General features: G+C 71.7%; 19 protein-coding genes. 5 read left to right on the top strand and 14 right to left on the bottom strand.

What is annotated here, in order from left to right:
• Nucleotides 1-2: 2 nt before the first annotated feature.
• From ACFYPR_RS14300 to ACFYPR_RS14280, 5 genes are read right to left on the bottom strand one after another with little or no spacing between them, the layout of a single operon-like run.
• Nucleotides 3-1,544 (bottom strand): CpaF/VirB11 family protein, encoded by a 1,542-nt coding sequence (locus tag ACFYPR_RS14300; protein WP_354853586.1) that lies wholly within the window; start codon nt 1,542-1,544, stop codon nt 3-5.
• Nucleotides 1,534-2,334: a ParA family protein gene (locus ACFYPR_RS14295; protein WP_354853589.1), complete on the bottom strand. Its 801-nt coding sequence runs from the start codon at nt 2,332-2,334 to the stop codon at nt 1,534-1,536. Before ACFYPR_RS14295 ends, ACFYPR_RS14300 begins: the two co-directional genes overlap by 11 nt.
• Nucleotides 2,335-2,336: 2 nt before the next feature.
• Nucleotides 2,337-2,996, bottom strand: a complete 660-nt coding sequence (locus tag ACFYPR_RS14290) for an SAF domain-containing protein (protein ID WP_355134129.1) — start codon at nt 2,994-2,996, stop codon at nt 2,337-2,339.
• A 46-nt stretch (nt 2,997-3,042) separates the two neighbouring features.
• A complete protein-coding gene (locus ACFYPR_RS14285; protein WP_363937120.1) occupies nt 3,043-3,945 on the bottom strand; it encodes a hypothetical protein in 903 nt (300 codons plus the stop codon).
• A 38-nt stretch (nt 3,946-3,983) separates the two neighbouring features.
• The gene (locus tag ACFYPR_RS14280; RefSeq protein WP_387260638.1) at nt 3,984-4,520 is read right to left on the bottom strand and encodes a hypothetical protein; all 537 of its coding nucleotides are present in this window, start codon (nt 4,518-4,520) and stop codon (nt 3,984-3,986) included.
• A 723-nt stretch (nt 4,521-5,243) separates the two neighbouring features.
• Between ACFYPR_RS14280 and ACFYPR_RS14275 the strand changes: the two genes are divergently transcribed.
• A complete protein-coding gene (locus ACFYPR_RS14275; protein ID WP_387260636.1) occupies nt 5,244-5,957 on the top strand; it encodes a prepilin peptidase in 714 nt (237 codons plus the stop codon).
• Nucleotides 5,958-5,988: 31 nt separating this feature from the next.
• Here the strand turns inward: ACFYPR_RS14275 and ACFYPR_RS14270 are convergent, their stop codons facing one another.
• A complete protein-coding gene (locus ACFYPR_RS14270) occupies nt 5,989-6,615 on the bottom strand; it encodes a phosphatase PAP2 family protein (RefSeq protein ID WP_355064682.1) in 627 nt (208 codons plus the stop codon).
• A 147-nt stretch (nt 6,616-6,762) separates the two neighbouring features.
• On the bottom strand, nt 6,763-7,227 hold the full coding sequence (locus ACFYPR_RS14265) for a hypothetical protein (RefSeq protein WP_354853598.1): 465 nt from the start codon (nt 7,225-7,227) through the stop codon (nt 6,763-6,765).
• Nucleotides 7,228-7,367: 140 nt separating this feature from the next.
• Here ACFYPR_RS14265 and ACFYPR_RS14260 point away from each other — a divergent pair, with 140 nt between their 5' ends.
• The 3 genes from ACFYPR_RS14260 to ACFYPR_RS14250 all read left to right on the top strand — a co-directional run bounded on the left by ACFYPR_RS14260 (nt 7,368) and on the right by ACFYPR_RS14250 (nt 10,308).
• Nucleotides 7,368-8,165, top strand: coding sequence for an SAM-dependent methyltransferase (locus tag ACFYPR_RS14260; RefSeq protein WP_387260305.1), 798 nt, complete (start codon nt 7,368-7,370; stop codon nt 8,163-8,165).
• Between the two features lie 72 nt (nt 8,166-8,237).
• Complete coding sequence (locus ACFYPR_RS14255) at nt 8,238-9,401, top strand: low temperature requirement protein A (RefSeq protein ID WP_354853603.1); 1,164 nt, start codon at nt 8,238-8,240, stop codon at nt 9,399-9,401.
• Nucleotides 9,402-9,411: 10 nt separating this feature from the next.
• Nucleotides 9,412-10,308 (top strand): GNAT family N-acetyltransferase, encoded by an 897-nt coding sequence (locus ACFYPR_RS14250; RefSeq protein WP_387260303.1) that lies wholly within the window; start codon nt 9,412-9,414, stop codon nt 10,306-10,308.
• Between the two features lie 7 nt (nt 10,309-10,315).
• On the opposite strand, the gene ACFYPR_RS14245 is transcribed toward ACFYPR_RS14250, so the two are convergent.
• From ACFYPR_RS14245 to ACFYPR_RS14235, 3 genes are read right to left on the bottom strand one after another with little or no spacing between them, the layout of a single operon-like run.
• A complete protein-coding gene (locus ACFYPR_RS14245; protein WP_355064690.1) occupies nt 10,316-10,723 on the bottom strand; it encodes a hypothetical protein in 408 nt (135 codons plus the stop codon).
• Nucleotides 10,723-11,601 carry a class I SAM-dependent methyltransferase gene (locus ACFYPR_RS14240; protein ID WP_387260300.1) on the bottom strand — a complete coding sequence of 293 codons (879 nt, stop codon included), beginning with the start codon at nt 11,599-11,601 and terminating at the stop codon, nt 10,723-10,725. Before ACFYPR_RS14240 ends, ACFYPR_RS14245 begins: the two co-directional genes overlap by 1 nt.
• On the bottom strand, nt 11,601-11,894 hold the full coding sequence (locus ACFYPR_RS14235) for a hypothetical protein (RefSeq protein WP_354853615.1): 294 nt from the start codon (nt 11,892-11,894) through the stop codon (nt 11,601-11,603). The genes ACFYPR_RS14240 and ACFYPR_RS14235 overlap by 1 nt, the downstream gene beginning before the upstream one ends.
• Before the next feature lie 57 nt (nt 11,895-11,951).
• Here ACFYPR_RS14235 and ACFYPR_RS14230 point away from each other — a divergent pair, with 57 nt between their 5' ends.
• Nucleotides 11,952-12,596 (top strand): TetR/AcrR family transcriptional regulator, encoded by a 645-nt coding sequence (locus ACFYPR_RS14230; RefSeq protein WP_354853618.1) that lies wholly within the window; start codon nt 11,952-11,954, stop codon nt 12,594-12,596.
• 163 nt (nt 12,597-12,759) lie between these two features.
• On the opposite strand, the gene ACFYPR_RS14225 is transcribed toward ACFYPR_RS14230, so the two are convergent.
• From ACFYPR_RS14225 to argS, 4 genes are all read right to left on the bottom strand, one after another.
• Nucleotides 12,760-14,664, bottom strand: coding sequence for an ABC transporter permease subunit (locus ACFYPR_RS14225; protein ID WP_387260298.1), 1,905 nt, complete (start codon nt 14,662-14,664; stop codon nt 12,760-12,762).
• Nucleotides 14,665-14,789: 125 nt separating this feature from the next.
• Nucleotides 14,790-16,226, bottom strand: a complete 1,437-nt coding sequence (locus tag ACFYPR_RS14220) for an ABC transporter substrate-binding protein (protein WP_387260296.1) — start codon at nt 16,224-16,226, stop codon at nt 14,790-14,792.
• 435 nt (nt 16,227-16,661) lie between these two features.
• On the bottom strand, nt 16,662-17,531 hold the full coding sequence (locus ACFYPR_RS14215; protein ID WP_387260293.1) for an IclR family transcriptional regulator: 870 nt from the start codon (nt 17,529-17,531) through the stop codon (nt 16,662-16,664).
• A 21-nt stretch (nt 17,532-17,552) separates the two neighbouring features.
• Entirely contained in the window at nt 17,553-19,271 is a 1,719-nt protein-coding gene (gene argS, locus ACFYPR_RS14210) for an arginine--tRNA ligase (protein WP_387260290.1), read from the bottom strand.
• Nucleotides 19,272-19,481 lie beyond the last annotated feature (210 nt).

Below are 19,481 nucleotides of genomic sequence, written 5' to 3'. Positions count from 1 at the left end.
GGTCACCGCCGGGCCAGTCGGGTCTGTCGGGGACGCCGCCAGGCACCCGTACCGGCCTCGATCCAGCGGGTCAGCAGCCGGGCGTCGTACCCCACCCGCAGCAACTGGTCGCGGACCCGTTCCGGCAGGTGCCGGGGGACTGCGCGGCCGTCCGGACCGGGACCGAAGACGGTGGTGGTGGTGATCCGGCCGGCCTCACCGGCCCCGATCACCTCCTCCACGTGTGAGACGAACCGGTGCTTACGGCCGCCGATCGCGCTCTCGTCCTCGACGGTGACGTAGACGATCAGATCGAGGGCGTTGCCGGCCATCCGGCGAGCCTGGTCGACGGTCATCTCCCGGCCGTGCGCCAGCGCCAGCTCGACGATCCGTTCACCCACCCCGGCAGCCGTACGGGCGTGAATGGTGCACATCGAGCCCCGGCTGGTGGTCATCGCCTGGAGCATCGGCACGATCTCCCGGGACCGGACCTCGCCCACGATGATCCGCAGCACGCCCATCCGCAGCGACAGCGGGATCAGGTCGGCGATCGTCACCTCACCCGCCGGCCGGCCGTCGAAGCCGCGCTCGCCGTGCCCCTCCCGCGCCTCGAAGCTCATCACCGCCCGGTGCCGCTCCCGGCGACGGGCCGGCAACAACTCCCGACTCTCCTCCAGCAGCACGTACGGCTCGTCGGGTGGGATCTCGTTCATGAGCGCCCGGATGATCGTGGTCTTCCCGGCGCCAGCCAGCCCGGCGACCATGATGTTCAACCCGGCGCGCATCGCCGCGCGAAGGAAGTCGCGCAGCAGCGGGTCGATCATCTCGTCCAGGTCACCCCGGGCGCCGGCCACGTCGTCGAGGCTCACGTCCAGGGTGTTGTGCTTGCGGATCACCGCGTACGGCCGGTGGCTGACCAGGAACACCGCGGCCAGTCGGCTGCCGTCGGGCAGTTGCAGGTCCAGGGTGGGCTTCACGGTGGACAGTGACCGTTCGGTCGCGCCGGCCCGCCGCGCCGCCGCCTGGAGGATCTCCACCAGCTCGGCGTCGCTGTCGGCGATCGGCTCGGCCCAGTCCACCCCACCGCCGTGCCGGGTGATGCGCACCACGTCGCAGCCGAGGATGTGCACCTCCTCGATGGTGTCGTCGACCAGCAGGGTCTGTAGCCGGCCCAGCCCGACCAGCTCGGCGGTCACCTGGTCGAGCAGCAGGCGTTCCTCGCCGGCGGCCATCGGTGTGCCGGCGCGACGGACCGCGTCCGCGTACTCGGCGACCACCGTGACGGCCAGCCGGGCCCGCTCGGTGTCCTCCTCGTCGACGGTGAACTCCCGGCCGCGCTGCCACAGGGTGAGCCGTTCGGTGAGTTCCCGGCGCAGCTCCCGGACCACCTGGAAATCCATCCGGGGTCGGGGTGCCACCTCCGGCGGCGGCGTGGCCGTGGGCATCGGCTGCGGTATCGCTGCCGACTGGTGGTGCCGGCCGTTCGGCGGGGCCAGCGGCGGCGCGGTGGACGTCGCGGCCGGCGGCTGCTGACGTGGGTCGGTGGAGACGGGCTCAAACCGCATCCGGCACCCCCTGCTGCACCGGCCAGGCCAGCCGTGCCCGCCGGCGTTCCAGCAGCGCCCCGACCGGCACCTCCAGCGCGGCGGCCGCGCGCAGCAGCGGCCGTCCGGACCGTACGGTCCCACCGAGGGCGAGCACCCCTGCGGTACGCGGGTCGTGCGGCAGCCGGGCGATCACCGGCAGTTTCAGTCCACGGCTGATCTCCGCGCGCCCGTGCCCGTCGCCGACCAGCAGCAGCCGCAGGGTGCCCGGCGGCACCCGGTGTTCGGCGAAGTCCCGCTCGATCGCGGTGACCACCGCCCGGGTGCCGGACAGGTCGGGCAGGTGGGCCCGGGTCACCAGCAGCACCACCGAGGCGGCCCGCAGCAGTGGCCACGGTGGGCCGGTGACGTGCAGCCGGCCGCAGTCGACGAGCACGTCGTAGCCGGGAGTACCCCGGTCCAGGGCGTTGAAGTAGTCGGCGAAGCGCTGCCAGAGCGGGGTGACGCTGCCGGCCTGCGCCGGGTCGACCAACCCGGGCAGCAGCAGCCGTTCCCGGCGCGGCGCGTCCAGGTCGACCAGCTGCGACCAGAACCCGGTCTCCAGGTTGCCGTCGCGCAGCTCCCCGACGGCCAGCTCGCCGATGCCGCGCGGCCCGTCCAGCTGACCACCGAGGTAGCCGGCGAGGATCGATCCGCCGGCCGGGTCGCACTCGGCCAGGACCAGCCGGCGGTGCCAGGTCAGGGCACAGGCCAACGCCGAGGTGGTCACGCCGGGCGAACCCTTCGCGGACACCAACGCGATGATCGCCATGCTCAGGCCGCCTCGGTCAGCACGACCGCGATCCGCTCCTGGGCGGCCAACGCCACCACGGCGGGTACGTCCCGGATGAGCAGCGCCAGGTACAGCACCTTCTCGTCGTCCGTCGGGCTGACCATGTCGATGACGGTGGCCGCGAACCGGGTGCCCGCCCCGGCCGCCGCCCCGGTGGCGTTCTCGTCCGGGGTGCTGACCAGCAGCACCTTGTCTCCGGGGTGCAGCGCTCGGGCCGGCACCTGGGCGGTCTTCAGGCCGAGCGCGATCTGCTGCTGACCCGGGCCGAGCAGCGGGTCGTCGGTGACCTGCCCGAGGGTGAGCAGGGTGCCCGGCACCAGCGCCACGGCGGCCCGCTTGCCGACCACCTCGTCCAGCCGGCCCGCGGGCACCGGGTGCAACCCCTGACCGCCGGCGACCTGCACGGTGATCAGATCGGCGGCGCTGACCTCCCGACCCACCTCCACCGGCCGGGCCACCGCGAGGTAGCTTCCGGTGGCCCGGACCGAGGTGACCGCGAACGCCGCCCCCAGCCCACCGAGGGCGATCAGGAGTACGGCGAGACCCAGCAGCCCTGGGCGGACGCGGCGCTGCCGGACCACCTTGGGCGGGCTGACCGGCGCGTCCACCGGCCCGGTCGCGTTACGCGTAGCCACACTCACCGTTCGATCTCCATTCCCGACTGTGGGGCTCGCAGAATCGGCTCACTCACCTGGTCACCACCTGGAGTTCCTTGATCTGGACCGGCACGGTGCCGCTGGTCCGGGTCTGCGGGATCGGGTCACCCTCGTCGCCGTTGCCGGTCCACCAGCGCACCGTCCAGTACGTGGTGGCGCCCACCCGGTAGGTGCCGGCCTTCGGGTAGCCGCGGTCGTAGCCGCAGTCCGGGGAGGTGCGGCCGGCGCGCTTGCCCTTCGGGTCGTACGGGGTGCCGGCCTTGGTGCAGGTGACCGTGTCGCCGTTGCCCATGTTCCAGACGATCCGGTCGACCTTCGCCTCGATCGAGACGGTCAGCCCACGGTCGGACGCGGAGGCGCGCAGCGGCCCGAAGTAGCTGGCGCTCGGGGTGGCCCACATCCACACGGGCAGGCCGACCAGGCCCGGGCCGATGTCCTTGCGGGGCGCCACCTTGAGCCGCGCCGGCAGCAGCTTGATCGACGCCAGGGCCCGGCGGGCCAGCTCCTCCGGGTCCGGCGGAGCGCCGAAGCCGGGCGGCGGCCCGTCCCGCAGCACCGTGTCCTGTGCGCCGAGATCGCCCCCGTTGCAGGTCTGCACGTACCACTGCTGACCCTCGGGTGCCGGCTTCTGCGGCGAGGCGAGCTTGTAGTAGCACCCGTCACCGTTGTTGAACCAGCCCAGCAGGTCGTCGTAGCAGGGGATCGTCCGCCCGCCCCACTGACAGACACCGCCGCCCCCGCCGCCGCCGGAGTCGCCGCCGCCGTTGTCGCCCCCGCCGCCGGGGCCGCCCGGCGTACCGGGCTCGTCGTCCCAGACGTTGCAGTCCGGTTGGCCGGGCGGACATCCGGCCCCCGGGTCGGCGCGTCGGGCGGCGGCGGCCGGCAGGGTCGCGCCGACCACCAGTAGCAACGCCAGACCGGCCCCCGCGAGCATCCGCCGGGCCGCGCCGGTGCGGGTTCTCCGCCCCCGGGTCAGCACGGCTGGTCCGGGTGCGCCGAGCCGGAGCTGATCAGCCAGCGACCGTCGGGATAGCGGGTGGCGGTGGCGGTGGCCAGATGTTTGCCGCCACCGCTGCCCGGGACCACGCGCTGGTCCTTGGTGTAGACCAGCCGGTAGCCGCTCGCGTCCAGGCAGTCCTGGATCTCCACGGTGGCCGGGTCAGAGTCCAGGCTGACGGCGGTCACGCTGGGATCGGACGCCAGCGTCCCGGTACGCATCGCGCCGTGCTCCTTTGCGTCGCGAATGGACAATTGCACCCGGGTCAGCAGCGGATCAGCGAGAAACCGGGACAGTTCCGGCGCGTGTGGATCATTGCGCCGACTCGCCGTCCGCGATGCTGCGAGATAACCGGAGTACGCCGCGAGCGCCGCCTTTTCGGCAGCTTCCCGTTCCGCGCCCGAATCGGCCCGCGCTCCGTCGTCCCGCGCCGTCGCCGGCCGATCGACCGCCTCCTGCCCGCTGCCGCAGGCGGTGACCGGCACCGCCGCCACGACCGCCAGCAGGCAGATTGCCGCTCGCCTGAGCTGCCGTCCGCGCACCGCTGAGCCCTCCTCGTGGTCGCCCGACGTGGCCATGAAACGCCGCCGCCGGGCATGCGGAAGCGCGCCCGGATCAGTGCCTTCCGGAGCTCTCATTGCGCTTCTGCATTCACCGTTACGGATCTTTTACAAATGCAAGGTCCCGTGTCGTCCGGTTGTAGAGGTGAGGCTTGCGTCACACCCAAGGGGCGAGCATAGGCTGACGCTCGCCGATGCAACAGAGGCAATTCAAGTGAACACTCTGCGTGATGATGGGTGGTGGTGGCGGGTGTTCGTGCTGCACTCCGGACGATGGCCGGTCGAGGGGTCGCCGACGGTCCGGCCTCGCCGGCCGGGGCCGATCCGCCGCAACCCCTGCGTCGGTCCCGAGAGTGGGACATCGCGCCGCCATCCCGGCATCCGGACTGCGTCCCGGGGCGACGGACCGGCCACCCCGTCTGCGGTGCCGACCGGCCCGCCCTCGGACGGGGAGATCATCGTGCCGCCGGTGGTGGACGTCGGTTTCCGCGCCATCCGCTACACCCGAGCGAACGTTCAGTCACGATCCGTGTTCACCTTTACCGGGGGTGGCCGGCGTTCGGCGTGGTCCACGTGGCGCTGACCGGCCCCCCTGCGGCGGCACCCGGTCGGCGAAACCCGACCGATCGGGCGGCGGCGGGGCCTGCCCCGGGTGCTGGCCGTCTTCGGCTCGCGATCGGGCTGGCGATCCTGACGGTCAGTCCGCTGCTGCGGTTGGCAGTCGTGCGCTACGCCGTACCCTCGGGCACCTCCAGCCGGACCGGCTGCGACGCCTGCGGCGCGGCGGTCGGCCTGACCCGGCCCTGGCCGGCGCTCGGCCCGGCCGGCCAGTGCGGCCGGTGCCGGGCCCGGGTCGGGCCGCCGCCCGGCACGGTCGAGGTGGCCGCGCTCGCCGCCGTGGCGCTGCTGGCGCTGGTCGGCCCGTCGGGCGGGGCGATGCCGGCGCTGGCATGGTGGCTCGCCTGGACCGTGCCGGCGGTCCTCGTCGACCTGGCCGCGCACCGACTGCCCGACCGGCTCACCCTGCCCGCGGCGGCCGGGACCTGGCTGCTGCTCGGCGCGGCCGCGCTCGCCGACGCCGACGCGGGCCCCTGGCTGCGGGCGGTCGCCGCAGGCGCGGGGCTGGCGCTGTTCTTCGCCACCAGCACGCTGCTGCTCGGCCGCCGCGGCTTCGGGTTGGGCGACGCGAAGCTGGCGCTCAGCGTGGGGGCACTGCTCGGCTGGTACGGCCTGCCCGTCCTGCTCCTCGGGCTGCTGCTCGCGTTCGGGCTGTCCGCGCTGGTGAGTCTGGGACTGCTGGTCGCCCGACGGGCCCGGTGGAGCACGCACCTGCCGTTCGGCCCGTTCCTGCTGCTCGGCACGGTGGGTGCCCTCCTCCTGACCTCCTGACGCCCACCCCACCGACCGTCGGGCGGCCGGGTCAGGGGCGGGGTCGGCTGGCCAGGTCGGGTACCGGGCGGCGGGCATCGGCGCGGCGGCGCAGCGCCTCGGCGGTCAGGCGGGCCAGAAGCGGGGTCGCCACCATGGCGACCAGGGCGCCGAGCAGCAGGCCGGCGGCCACGTCGTGCGGGTAGTGCACGCCCACGAAGACCCGGGAGAACGCGGCCAGCACGGCCAGCGGCAGCGCGACCAGTCCGAGCCGTCGGGAGAGCAGCAGTGTGGTGATCGCCAGCGCGCCGGCCAGGGTGGCGTGGTTGCTGGGGAACGACCAGTCACCCGGTGGTGGGCAGGTGCCGGCGACGATCGCCCGGCCCACCGTCCGGCACGGTCGGTCCTCGTCCACCACGGTCTTGAGCCATTCGCTGCTCGCGTACGCGAGGAGGGTCGGCAGCGGCGCGACCAGGGCGAGTGCCCGGTCGTGCGGGCCGCCGACCAGGCGGCGCAGCGCGGCCGCCACCAGCAGCGCGCCGAGCAGCAGGATCACCCCCTCGGTGGCGTGCCCGACGAACCACTGCACCGGGTGCGGGGTGCCGGCGGCCGCGTCGACGATGTCGCGGTACCACTCGGCGCTGATCTCTGGAACGTCCGTGCTGCCGTTGTCGGCCATGAATCACCTCACCAGACGTTCATACCTCGTTCACCTGGAAGACACCCTGGGAACGCGGCAGGGGGCAGCGCAGGAGTCGAAGGTCGAGCCGGCCGCACGGAGGCCCGCCGGCAGGCGCTCAGGTCGGCGGAGGTCCGCCGCAGGCGCTCAGGTCGGCGCGGGCCCGCCGGCCATGCGCTCGCGGACGGCCTCCAGCGCCTCGAAGGCGTACGCCCAGTTGTGGCACTTGAAGCTGCGCAGGCCGTCGATGGCGGTGTGGCAGTCGGCGCAGCGCACCCCGGGGATGGCCTCCGGCACCTCGGTGTTGACGTACCTGTGTTCGCCGAGGATGACCGTGGCGATCATGTTCTTGTCGTGCAGGCCGGTGAGCGCCGACGAGACGATGTCGTACCAGGTGATCCGCCGGCCGCACTTCGGGCAGTCCGGTTCGTCGCCGCTGACCCACAGCGGGGCGCCGATGCTGCGTGCCGGCATTCCCAGCAGCTTCTCCAGACGGCGGACGTCCGACTCCGGTGTGGTCCACCGGTGCCGGCCGGGCAGCGACGCGGGCGAGTCGTACACGGCGCGGAACAGGTCGTGGTCGACGCGCACGGTTTCCCGCTGACCGGTCATCGCGTCCCCCTCGGTGATTCGGTGCCCCCACCGTGGTCGGGGTTGACCAGGGGTGCAGCCGGATCAACGACACGAGGGGTCAGCGGGTCGTCGCCCCGGCTGCTAGACATCGAGATCTGACCGCGGCGAAGGGACCCCTCGTGACCGACCAGCCGACCCCCGACACGACCGACGTCACCGCCCGACCCAACGTCGCCCGGATGTACGACTACTTCCTGGGTGGCAGCAACAACTTCGCCGCCGACCGCGCCGCAGCCGAGCGGGTGTTGGAGATCTTCCCGGGCACCGGGCTCGCGGCCCAGACCAACCGGCACTTCCTGCGCAGAGCCGTCCGGTACGCCGTCGGGCAGGGCGTCCACCAGTTCCTGGACATCGGGGCGGGGTTGCCCGCCCAGGGGGCCGTGCACGAGGTGGTACGGGCCGTGGCGCCGGACGCCCGGGTGGTCTACGTCGACTACGACGAGGTGGCCGTCGCGTACGCCCGGCGGTTGTTGACGGACGTGCCCGGCGCGGCCGTCGTGCAGGGCGACCTGCGGCGGCCGGACGACCTGCTGGCCCACCCGGAGGTGCGGGCCACGCTCGACCTGGACCGCCCGGTGGCCGTGCTGCTGCTCGCGGTGCTGCACTTCGTGCCGGACGACGACGACCCGTGGGCTGCCGTCGCCCGGCTGCGCGACGCCACCGTGCCCGGCAGCCACCTGGTGCTGTCGCACCTGACGCTGGACGGCGTCCCGTCGGAGGTGGCCGAGCGCGGGCAGGCCGTGTACCGCACCAGCAGCGCCCCGCTGGTGCCCCGCACCCACGCCGAGGCGCTGCGCTTCTTCGACGGGTACGACCTGGTGGAGCCCGGCCTGGTCGAGACCACCCGGTGGCGGCCGGACGGCGAGCCAGAGGTCGGGGACTCACACGGCTACGCCGGGGTCGGCGTCCGCCGCTGACGCGCTTTCGCCTCCGGTGGCGGGCCTCGGGTGGTACGACGGAAACAGCGCCTGCCACCGGGAGGAGCGCCGATGGCGAGCAGGCCCGAGCGGCTGTTGCGGACAAGCGACGCGCCGCTGAGCGCCTCGTTCCTGGAGCTCTTCTTCGACCTGGCGTTCGTGCTCGCCCTCAGCCAGTCGGCCGCGCACCTGCTGCACGACCTCACGCTGGCCGGCGCGCTGCACACCGCTCTGCTGCTGGCCGGCGTCTGGTGGATCTGGGTGACCACCACCTGGAGCGCCGACTGGTACGACCCGGAGACCCCGGCCATCCGCGTGGTGCTAGTCGTCGCCACGCTGGGCAGCCTGCTGGCCGGGGTGGCGATCCCGCAGGCGCTCGAGGAGCGGGGGGTGCTCTTCGCCGGCGCGTACGTCGCGGTCCATCTCGTCCGGGGCGTGGTCACCGCCTCGATGCTGCGCGGTCATCCACGGCAGCGCCGGGCGCTGCGGATCCTCTGCTGGTACACGGTCACCGCCGTGCCGTGGCTGGCGGGCGCGTTCCTGCCGCAATGGCGGGTGCCGCTCTGGGTGCTCGCCCTCGCGATCGACGTGACCGGCCCACGGCTCGGCTGGCCCACGCCGAGGCTGGGTCGCGCCCGTCAGCAGGAGTTGCGCCTCGCTGGCGCGCACTTCGCCGAGCGCTACCAGCAAATCATGATCATCGCGCTCGGCGAACTCGTCCTGGCCGCCGGGCTCTCGTACGCCGGCACCCGCCTCGACCTCGCCGAGACCGCCGCCTTCCTGCTGGTCTTCGCCACGGCTGTGCTGATCGGTCTGCTCTACGTGACCCCCGCCGGCCGGCAGCTGGGCTCGGCCATCGAGCGCGCCGACCCGTCCCGGCTCGGTGTCGTCACCGGATACCTGCACCTCGTGATGATCGCCGGCATAGTGGTCACGGCCGTCGGGGCCGAGCTGAGCATCGCTCATCCCTCCGAGGTCGGCGACATGAGGGCTGTCGCGGTCATCCTGGGCGGACCCACGCTGTTCCTCGTCGGCCGGATCCTGTTCTCGCTGGCCATCCACCGGCGGTTGTCCTGGCCTCGGGTTGGCGCGCTGCTCGTGCTGGCCGGCGCGGCGGCCGCCCTGCGGCTGCCGCTGCTGGCGATCAGCGCGGTCGCCACCGGCGTGGTGCTCGTGGTGGCGGTTCTGGACCACGCCGCCCCCTTCACCTATCGCCGGCGCAGATCTGCTGACTAAAGTCAGGCAGATGGACTCCGCGCTCATCGCCGCAGTGCGGCGGTTCAACCGGACTGTCACCCAGCGGGTGGGTGCGCTCGACGACGAGTACATGGCGCAGGGCCGACCCCTCGGGCAGGCCCGCCTGCTCTGGGAGATCGGCCCCGTCGGCGCCGAGGTCGCGGCGTTACGCGCACGGCTCGGCCTGGACTCCGGATACCTCAGCCGACTCCTGCGCACCCTGGAGAACGACGGGCTGGTCACCGTGGGCCCGGCCGGCCAGGCCGGCGGCGACGGCCGGGTACGCGTCGCCCAGCTCACCGACGCCGGCCGTACGGAATGGGCCGAACTCGACGAGCGGTCCGACGAACTCGCCGCCTCGATCCTCCAACCGCTCACCGAGCGACGCCGCGAACGACTCGTCGCCGCCATGGCCGAGGTCGAACGCCTGCTCATCGGGTCGATGGTGGTCATCGCACCGTGCCCACCGAGCGACAGGCGGGCCCGGGCGTGCCTGCGGGCCTACGCCCGGGACATCGGGCGGCGGTTCGACGACGGGTTCGACCCGGCACTGAGCAAGCCGATCCACGACGAGGAAATCGCCCCGCCCGCCGGCGTGCTCCTGCTGGCCACCCTCAACACCGAGCCCGTCGGCTGCGGCGCCGTCAAACTCCACCGCGACGCACCCGCCGAGATCAAGCGTGTCTGGGTGGCGGACAGCGTCCGCGGGCTGGGCATCGGGCGACGGCTGCTGAGCGAGCTGGAACGGTACGCCGCCGACCGAGGCGTGAGCGCGGTCCGGCTGGACACCAACCGCAACCTCACCGAGGCGATCGCCATGTACCACGCGGCCGGTTACCGGGAGATCGAGCCGTACAACACCGAGCGCTACGCCCACCACTGGTTCGAGAAGCAGCTCGGGCAGTAAGTAGTGGCTACAGCCGTTCGAAGCTCTCCATCCCGGCGAGCTCCAGCACCTCGGTCCGGATCGCCGGGCATTCCTGACGGGTCTGGTCGTCGATCTGACGGCCGTTCGGCACGGGGCCCTGTTTCTCGTACCAGGAATAGAGGTTCACGGTCAGGTTGGCCATCGCGCCCGTCTCGGACCCGATCCCCTTCAGCGTCGGCAACTGGCCGTCCAGGTAGGCACACACCTCCTTCGCCGACACCGGATTCGAGCCGCGGGCCGGAGCGGATCCGGCCGCGCTGGGCGCGGCATCGGGTGCTGCCGGGGTGCCCGGCGCTGCGGGCGTGGAGGGCTCGGGCGCGTCGGCGTCGGTGCATGCCGTCAGGGCGAACACAAGACAGAGGGCTGGCGCGATCAAGCGATTGCTTCTCATCATCAATTCTTGTCCTGACCTGGTTGTTGGTGGTCAGCCCCGGTGGTCGCGGTGACGAGCCAGAGGCCGGTGGGCAGTCGATAGCCGACGCCGGGCTCGCGAAACCGGCCGAGCAGCCGGGCAGCTCCTGCTCGGGCCGGAGCCTGCCCAGCCAGCGGGGCAGCCCGGTACGCGGCACCGGCGGGGCCGACCTCGATGAGCCATTCGGCAACCGCGTCGGCGTCGTCCGGGGCGTCCAGTTCGACGTCGTACGGCGTGATCGTGACGGCGGTCCAGCCGGCCCTGGTGAGGACTCGGACGAGCCTCGCCGGGTCGGCGAAGGAGAACGGACCGGGCTCGTCACCTACCGGTAGCGGTGGTAGCGGCCCGAGGTGCGGTGCTGCGCCGAGCATCGCGGCGGACAGCCACGGGTTGACGCCGCCGTCGCGGAAGACGGTCGCGGCGAGGCGTCCGCCCGGGCGCAGGGATCGTCGGATCGTGGCGCAGCCGGCGACCGGATCCGCCAGCAACATCAGGGTCATGCGCGAGAACGCCGCGTCGAACGGCGCCCCCGGCACGACATCGAGAGTCTCGATGTCGGCCACGTGGAACCGAATGTCCGGGAACCGCTGGCGGGCTGCGGTCACCATCGCCTCGGCGATGTCGACGCCGACCGCCGCGCCGGTCTCGCCGACCGCCCTGGCGAGCTCGGCCGTGGTGCCGCCGCAGCCGCAGCCCACGTCAAGAATCCGTTCGGCGGGCCGTGCGGCCAGTCGATCCATTGCCGCCGCGCCCAGCGGTCGGCCGGTCTCGTCCTGCCGCTCGGCGTGGCGGATCCAGCCGGCCGCCGCTCCCGCCCAGAAGGCGGCATTGCGGGAGCGTAGGGCGGCGGTGTCGGCCATCAGAACGGCATCTCGGCGCCGTCGACGCTCACCGACCGGAAGTTGGCTGCCTTCGTCGGGTCGAAGCCGTCCTCCTGCGCCGCCAAGCCCGCGGCGCGGACCAGTCGCTCCGACTGGAACTGGCGGAACGCCGCTTCGTCCTGCCAGATGTTGATGATCCGCCAGCCGTCCTCGGTCGGTCCGGAGACATGGGCGAGGAGCCCCGGTGGCCGGTCCGGCCCGAGGTGCCGCTCCACCTGCCGGTATTCCGCCTCACTGACGCCGGGCATCTCCTGCAACACACCGAACGGCATCGGCCGCCGCCTCTCGATAGAGTGAGCCTCTATCCAATAGAGCACTACACTCGACCGGTGGTTGTCAAGCGAATCTACGACTCTTCCCGCCGACAGGAGCAGGCCCGACAGACCCGGCGAGCAATCCTCGAAGCGGCCGGCCGCCTGTTCGTCGACCCCGGGTATGCGGCCACCCCGCTGACCGCGGTCGCCGCGGAAGCCGGCGTCGCGGTCCAGACCCTGTACGCGGTGTTCGGCAGCAAGCGGCACCTGCTCTCCCAGTTGGTCGACGTCACCCTGGCCGGCGACGACGAACCGGTGGCCCTGCCGGACCGGCCCTTCGTGGCCGAGATCCGCGCGCTCGCCGACCCTCGCGCCAAACTCGTCCGCTATGCCCGCCATCTGGCCGAGGTCAACGCCCGACAGGTCCAGGTGATGCTCGCGCTGGCCGGAGCAGCCACGGCCGATCCGGACGCCGCCGAGATCTGGCGCAAGAACATCGACGAGCGCCGCCGGGGCATGGCCATGTTCGCCGCCGAACTCGTCGGCACGGGGGGCCTCCGCCCCGACCTGGACGTCGATCAGGTGGCCGACATCCTCTGGCTGGCTCAGGACGTCCGTAACTTCGACTGGCTCGTCCGGCAACGCGGATGGTCGCTGGAGCGGTACCAGAGGTGGTACGTGGACACCGTCAGTGGCGCCACCATCGCCGGCGCCGAATAGCGGTCACATCCGTTCCGGCGTCCGGATTCTGCGCGACAGCGTGGTGCTACCGACCGCTCTCCAGACCCCACCCGGCCAGCTGGGCGGTACGGGCACCGTGGACTTCCTGCTCGCCTACACCTGATGCACGTCCGCGCTTGGGCTCGCGACTCGACGTACCCGGTCAGCCCTTGACCGCGCCGGCGGTGAGCCCTTCGGTGAGGAAGCGCTGCCCGAGGGCGTACATGATCACCACGGGGATGCTGACGAGCAGCGACGCCGCGGCGAGTTGTCCCTGCGGTACGACGTCACCGGCGATCATCGACTGCATCCCCACCGGCAGCGTCTTGTACTCGTCCTTCGTGATGAACACGAAGGCGAAGAGGAACTCGTTCCAGGCGTTGGTCAGGGTGAAGAGCGCGACCGCCAGCAGCCCCGGCTTGGCCAGGGGCAGCACCACCCGGCCGAACGCCTGGACGCGGCTGCAACCGTCGACCAGCGCGGCCTCCTCCAGCTCGACGGGGATCGACGAGAAGTAGCCCACCAGCAGCCAGGTGGCGAACGGCAGTGTGAAGGTCGGGTACGTCACCACCAGCGACCACAACGAGTCGGTGAGCCGCGCGCCGATGAGCATCTGGTACAGCGGGATGAACAGCAGCGCGCCCGGCATCACGTAGGTGAGCAGGACCGTGACGGTGAAGCCCTGCGCGCCGCGGAACCGCAGCCGGGCCAGCGCGTAGCCCGCCAGGGCGGCGCAGACCAGCGCCACCGCCGTGGACGCCGCGGACACCAGCAGGGTGTTGAGGTACCAGCGACCGAAGGGCTGGTTGGCGAAGAGTCCGCTGAACTGCTCCGTGGTCCACGGCGTCGGCCACAGGTCGTCGGTCCGCATCACGACCTGGCCCTCGGACTTGAAGGCCGTGACGGCGATCCAGTACAGCGGGCCCAGCACAAAGAAGAGCAGCCCGGCCAGCGCGACACCGGATCCCAGTCCCGACACCACCGACGACGCCCGGCGCCCGCCGCGCGACTGGAGGGTCGAGACCACCCGGCCGACCGCCGCGGCGATCAGCAGGATCACCCCGAGGACCACCGCCGCCTTCCAGAAGATCTGTGGCGATGCCCAGGCCAGCAGGCCGGTGACCACCGCCGCGACGACCCACGGCAGGGCCTTGCGTGCCGTCGGGGTCCACCGCGTACCGACCCACCGCGCTGCGCGGCGTGGTCGGGGCAGCTTCGCTCCCGAGTCCTGGCGCAACAGCCGGACCAGGACGAACACCAGCCCGCCGATGACCGGCAGCATGACGAGCGTGACCGCCGCGCCCGCGCCGTACTGCAACTGCAAGATCGCCTTCGAGTACGCGACGAGCACGTACGGCGCGGTCACGTCACCCGGGCCGCCCTGGGTCAGCAACCAGACCAGGTCGAAGTTGTTGAACGTCCAGATCGACGACAGGGTCACCGTCACGGTGATCACGTGACGGAGTCCGGGCAGCGTCACGTTGACGAACCGCTGCAGCGACGAGGCCCCGTCGATGGTCGCCGCCTCGTAGAGGTCCGCCGGGATGGCCTTCAACCCGGCCAGGAAACACACGGTGAAGAACGGCACCCCCTTCCAGACGTTGACGAGGATCACCGACGGCATGGCCAGCGACGGGTCGGACAGCCAGCCCGCCGGCCAGCTGTCCACCAGGTGCGCGCTGGCCAGCAGCGGCCCGATCCCGGTGGCGGTGAGCAGGGTGTTGACGCTGCCGAAGATGGGGTCGAGCAGCGCGCGCCAACTGAACGCCGTCACCACCGTCGGCACCACCCACGGCACCAGCAGCAACCCCGCCAGCACCGCGCGGCCGCGGCGCCGGTGGTGCAGCAGCAGGGCCGCGGCCAGCCCGAGCACCACCTTGAAGATCTCGGCGTACGCGGTGAAGACGAACGAGTTCACCACGCCCGTGTGGAACTGGTCGTCGCCGACGAGGTGGAGGTAGTTGTCCAGGCCGACGAACACGGTGTCCTGCCCGTGCCGTTCCGTGGTGCTGGTGACGATCGACCTGGCGATCGGCACGAGGACGAGCCCGCCGACCAGTACGGCCATGGGCGCGAGGAACAGTGCGGCCAGTCGCCAGTCACGACCCAGCCGCCGCTGGACCGCCGTGAGGGAGCCGGGTCCCGGCGGCGGGGACCTCCTCGCCGCCGGGGCCCGCGCGGGACGGACCGACCTCACTGTGGCAGCCCCTGCTGGTTGAAGATCTGCACCATCTTCGCGTGGGCGGCCGTCACGGCCTGCGCCGGCGCCGTGCCCTGGACGACCTGCTGCATCATGTCGGTGAGGACGTAGGCCGCGCCGACGGCCTGCTGGCCGGCGCTGGCCTTCTGCGGGAAGGCCAGGCCGTTCTTCGTGTTCAGCGGCAGCTTCAGTTCGGTGATCTTGCGCAGCATGGGGAACGCCGGGTCGCCGCTGGTGAAGAACGGGTCGGCGTCCCAGACCTTCTCCCAGGCGGGCATCACCAGGCCGGGCGCCTCCTTCGCCACCCCGAGCAGCGCGGGCGCGCTGACCAGGTACTGCGCCAGGAGCTTGGCGAGCCCGGGGTTCTTGGCGCCCTTGAAGACGACGAAGCCCTGCGACTGGCCGAGCAGCAGGGGATTGTTGGTCGCCGGCCCGATGCAGTCGGAGAACACGTGGGTGTTCGCGTACACCGGGTTCTTCTTGGTCCGGGAATCCGCGTAGACGCTGAACTGGTTGCGGGTGTAGCCGAGGATCCCCGCGAGCCAGTTCTCGTTGTTGCTGGTGTCGGTCCAGCTCGCGACCCCCGGCGGCAGCATCGGCTTGTACTTGGGATTGGTGTAGATGTCGCCCAGGAAGGTCACCGCCTGCACCGTCTCGGGGGAGTCGAACGTGACCTTCCGGCCGTCGTTGGAGGCGATCGACCCGCCGTACGCGTTGATCAGCGCCTCGATCATGCCGTTGCCGTCACCGGACCGGTTCACCGTCATGCCCCAGCCGAACCGGCGCTTGCTGGGATCGGAGATCTCCAGGCAGAGGTCCCGCAGCTCCTCCCAGCTGTAGATGTCCTTGGGCGTGATGCCCTTGTCCTGCATCCAGTCCTTGCGCAGGAACGATCCGATCCCGATGAAGTGGTACGGGATCGCGAACCACCTCCCGTCGAAGACGCAGAAGTTCGTGGCCTCGGCGGAGGGTTGGCCGTACGTGGCGGTCAGCGCTGTGACGACGTCCGTCACGTCCTCCAGGTCGCCCAGCGCTTGGAACTGCGCGACGAACCGCGAGTCGGTCATGAACGCCAGGTCGCGCGCCACCCCGCCTTTGACCTCGGCGTCGATCTTGGCCACCACGTCACCGGCGTCGGCCTGGACCAGACTGTTCTCGATCTTCGTTCCGGTGGTGTCGGCGAACTTCTTGACCGAGCTGTCGAGGGCTTCGTTCGCCGCCGTCGAGTACAGCTTCTGCGACAGCATCCCCATCGAGGAGCCCTTCATCGACGACGCCGCGTCGATCAGCTCCTGAGGAACGTCCGGCTGCACCTTGCTGGGCGATTCGGAGCTGCCCCCGCACGCGGCCAGGCCGGTCGCGCCGAGCACACCCACCCCCACCCCCAGAAAGCCGCGCCGAGACCACGCCGGCTTTTCTTCCATGGACATTCGCCTCCTTCATTTCCCCGCGTACGGCTGCACGCCGAAGGCTCACCTGGCGGACACCGCGATGGTTGGGTTCCAGTTGGGTTTCTGTGGCGGCGACCACGGACGGTCGTCCGGCGAGATCAGGTCGTTCGTGGGTCGCCACGGTGGCGAGCGGGCCCGCCCACCACCGGGGAACGTCCGCTCACGCACGCTTCGCCCGGGCCACTCGCGACATTTCGGGTGCCGCACGTCGGGCAGCGCGACGAGGTTGAGGCGATCGGCGACCGGGCCGAGATGGTGGCGCTGACGTTCCAGTTCGGTCGGGTCACGGGACCACCGCCGTTCGAGATTTCGAACTAGGTTCGATATACCGGATCGAGTGGTCGCGACGCTAGAGCAGGGCACTGAGTAATGTCAATGTTTCGATGCTGTTTCGACCCGAAAGCGGGAGGTCGGCTATCGAGACTGGGCCCGGTAGCCCATCCGAGCCGACAGCGCGGCCGCGCCCTCCCGAACCAGCCCGGTCCACTCCACCTGCACCTCAGGCGTCCAGCGGATGATCGGCGCGGACAGGCTCATCGCGGCGATGACGGCACCAGAATGGTCCCGGATCGCCGCCGCGACGCAGCGCATCGCGCTGTCCGACTCGCCGACGTCGACCGCGACACCCTCCGCCCGGACACCTTCGAGATGCTCACGGAGAAGGTCCGGGTCGGTGATGCTGTCCGGCGTCATCCCCGGCAGCGGATCCTTCGACAGGACGGCGTCCAGGTCCGCCTGATCGAGGGCCGACAGCAGTACCTTGCCGACCGCCGTGCAGTGGGCCGGCAGCCGCAGCCCGACTCCGGAAACCATCCGAACGGGGTGCGTGCTGTCGAACTTGACGAGGTAGATGACATCGGCGCCGTCGAGCACCGCCACATGAACCGCCTCGTCACACCTGGCGGCCACGTCCCGTACGACGCCCTGCGCCTCGCGTACCAGATCAAGCCGGCCCGCGAACGCCGCGCCCAGCTGGAACAGCGGCATGCCGAGCCGGTACTGCACCGGCTGGCCCGGTACGGAGATCAGGTACGAGCGAGCCTCAAGCGTCACGAGCAGCTCGTGGACTGTGGTGCGGGGCAGGTCGAGCCGCTCCATCACCTGGCGGGCCGACAGTTGGGGGCAATCCAGGAACAGTTCGAGGACGTCAAGCGCGCGGATGACTGCCGGTACCACACGGGGCATGTCGAAGGTCCCTTCGCAGTGCCGGACTCGTGCCAACGATCTCCACACGGACCAGCACCTGAAGAGGATAGCCACGTCAGCCCCGAGCGCCATGGCCATGGCGGAGCAGTAAGGGGGCGTTCACATGCGTTCGGGGGTCCGGATGCCGAGCAGGTGCAGGCCCTGCCGAAGCACCCGGGCGGTCAGGTCGCAGAGCACCAGCCGGCTGTCCCGGACTGGCCCCTCGGCCCGCAGCACCGGACACCGTTCGTAGAACGCGCTGAACGCCGCGGCCAGCCGGTACAGGTAGCCGGCGAGGTGATGGAACTCCAGGTTCTCCGCCACCTCGCCGACCACCCGGCCGAAGCCGACCAGCTCGAAGGCCAGCGCCCGCTCCGCCGGTTCGGCCAGCGAGACGGCCGCTTCCGGCCGGGCCGCCACCCCGGCCCGCCGAAAGATCGACTGGATCCGGGAGTACGCGTACTGGAGGTAGGGCGCGGTGTTGCCGTCCAGGGACAGCATCCGCTCCCAGTCGAGCACGTAGTCCCGGTGCCGGTCGTTGGACAGGTCGGCGTACTTGATCGCGCCGATGCCGACCGCCCGGCCCACCTCGGCCGCCTCCGCCTCGCCCAGTTCCGGGTTCCGGTCCCGGGCCAGCGCGGTGGCCCTCGCGATCGCCTCCTCCAGCAGCCCGACCAGCTTCACCGACCCGCCGGCCCGGCTGCGCAGCATCCGCCCGTCCGACCCGAGGATCGAGCCGAACCCGACATGCTCGGCCCGGGCCGGCGGGGACAGCCAACCGGCCTGTGCGGCGACGGCGTACACCATCTCGAAGTGCCGCCGTTGCGGCAGCCCGACCACGTAGAGCAGTCGGGTCGCGCCCAGCGCGTCGGTCCGCTGCCGGATCGCCGCCAGGTCGGTCGCCGCGTACCCGTACCCGCCGTCGGACTTGCGGACGATCAGCGGCAGCGGCTCGCCGCCCCGGCCCACCGAGCCGGGCGGGAACACGCAGGCCGCCCCCTCGCTCTCGCGCAGCAGGCCGAGCCGACCCAGGTCCTCGACCACCGGGGCGAGCAGGTCGTTGTAGCTGCTCTCGCCGTGGAAGTCCCGCTCGGTGAGGGTCACGTCGAGCCTGTCGTACACGGTCAGGAAGTACTGCTCGGACTGCTCCACCAGCAGCCGCCACAGCCGCAGCGTCACCGGATCGCCGCCCTGCAGGGCCACCACCCGCCGCCGGGACCGCTCGGCGAACGCCTCGTCGGCGTCGAACTTCGCCCGAGCCGCCTTGTAGAACGAGTCCAGGTCCCCCATGGACAGCTCATGTGCGGCCTCGGCCTCGCCCAGATCGGCCAGATGCTCGATCAGCATGCCGAAGGGCGTGCCCCAGTCGCCCAGGTGATTGGCCCGCAGCACCCGGTGCCCCAGCCATTCCAGCAGCCGGGCCGCCGCGTCGCCGATCACCGTCGAGCGCAGGTGCCCGACGTGCATCTCCTTCGCCACGTTCGGCGCCGAGTAGTCGATGACCACCGTCTCCGGCTCGGCGGCCACCGGCACACCCAGCCGCGGGTCGGTGGCGAGCGCGGACACCAGCCCGGCCAGGACCGCGTCGGCGACGGTCAGGTTGAGAAAGCCCGGCCCGGACACCTCGGCGACACTGCACACGTCGGCCAGGTCGGCGTACTCCAGCACCTCGGCGGCGACGTCGCGCGGCGGCCGGCCGAGCCGCCGGGCCAACGCCAGCGCCGCGTCGGACTGGAAGTCCGCGCGCGGAGACCGCCGCACGACCGGGTCGACAGGTACGCCGGCCACCGTCGCGAACGCCGGCGCCAGCCGGTCGGTCAGCAGCTTTTCCAGATCCATGGGTACGCCGATCTCGCTCGGATCCGCCGCTCGCGGATCACCGGAAGGGGATGCGGGCGGACCGAGGACGATCGGTGACGACCGGCGGCTCGATCCGCCGGTCGCAGGTGAGGGATGCTCAGCGCGGGCGGTCGCAGGACCGCCGGCGTCGCAGCGCGCCGAACAGGACGTCGGGGGACGCCGTCGGGGACGCGTACGAGCTGGACATGG

The sequence above is a fragment of the Micromonospora sp. NPDC005254 genome, from assembly GCF_042872525.1.
In the GTDB taxonomy this organism is placed as follows: domain Bacteria; phylum Actinomycetota; class Actinomycetes; order Mycobacteriales; family Micromonosporaceae; genus Micromonospora.
The sequence above is the reverse complement of the archived record's forward strand: the minus strand, read 5'-3'. Positions and strand labels throughout refer to the sequence as shown.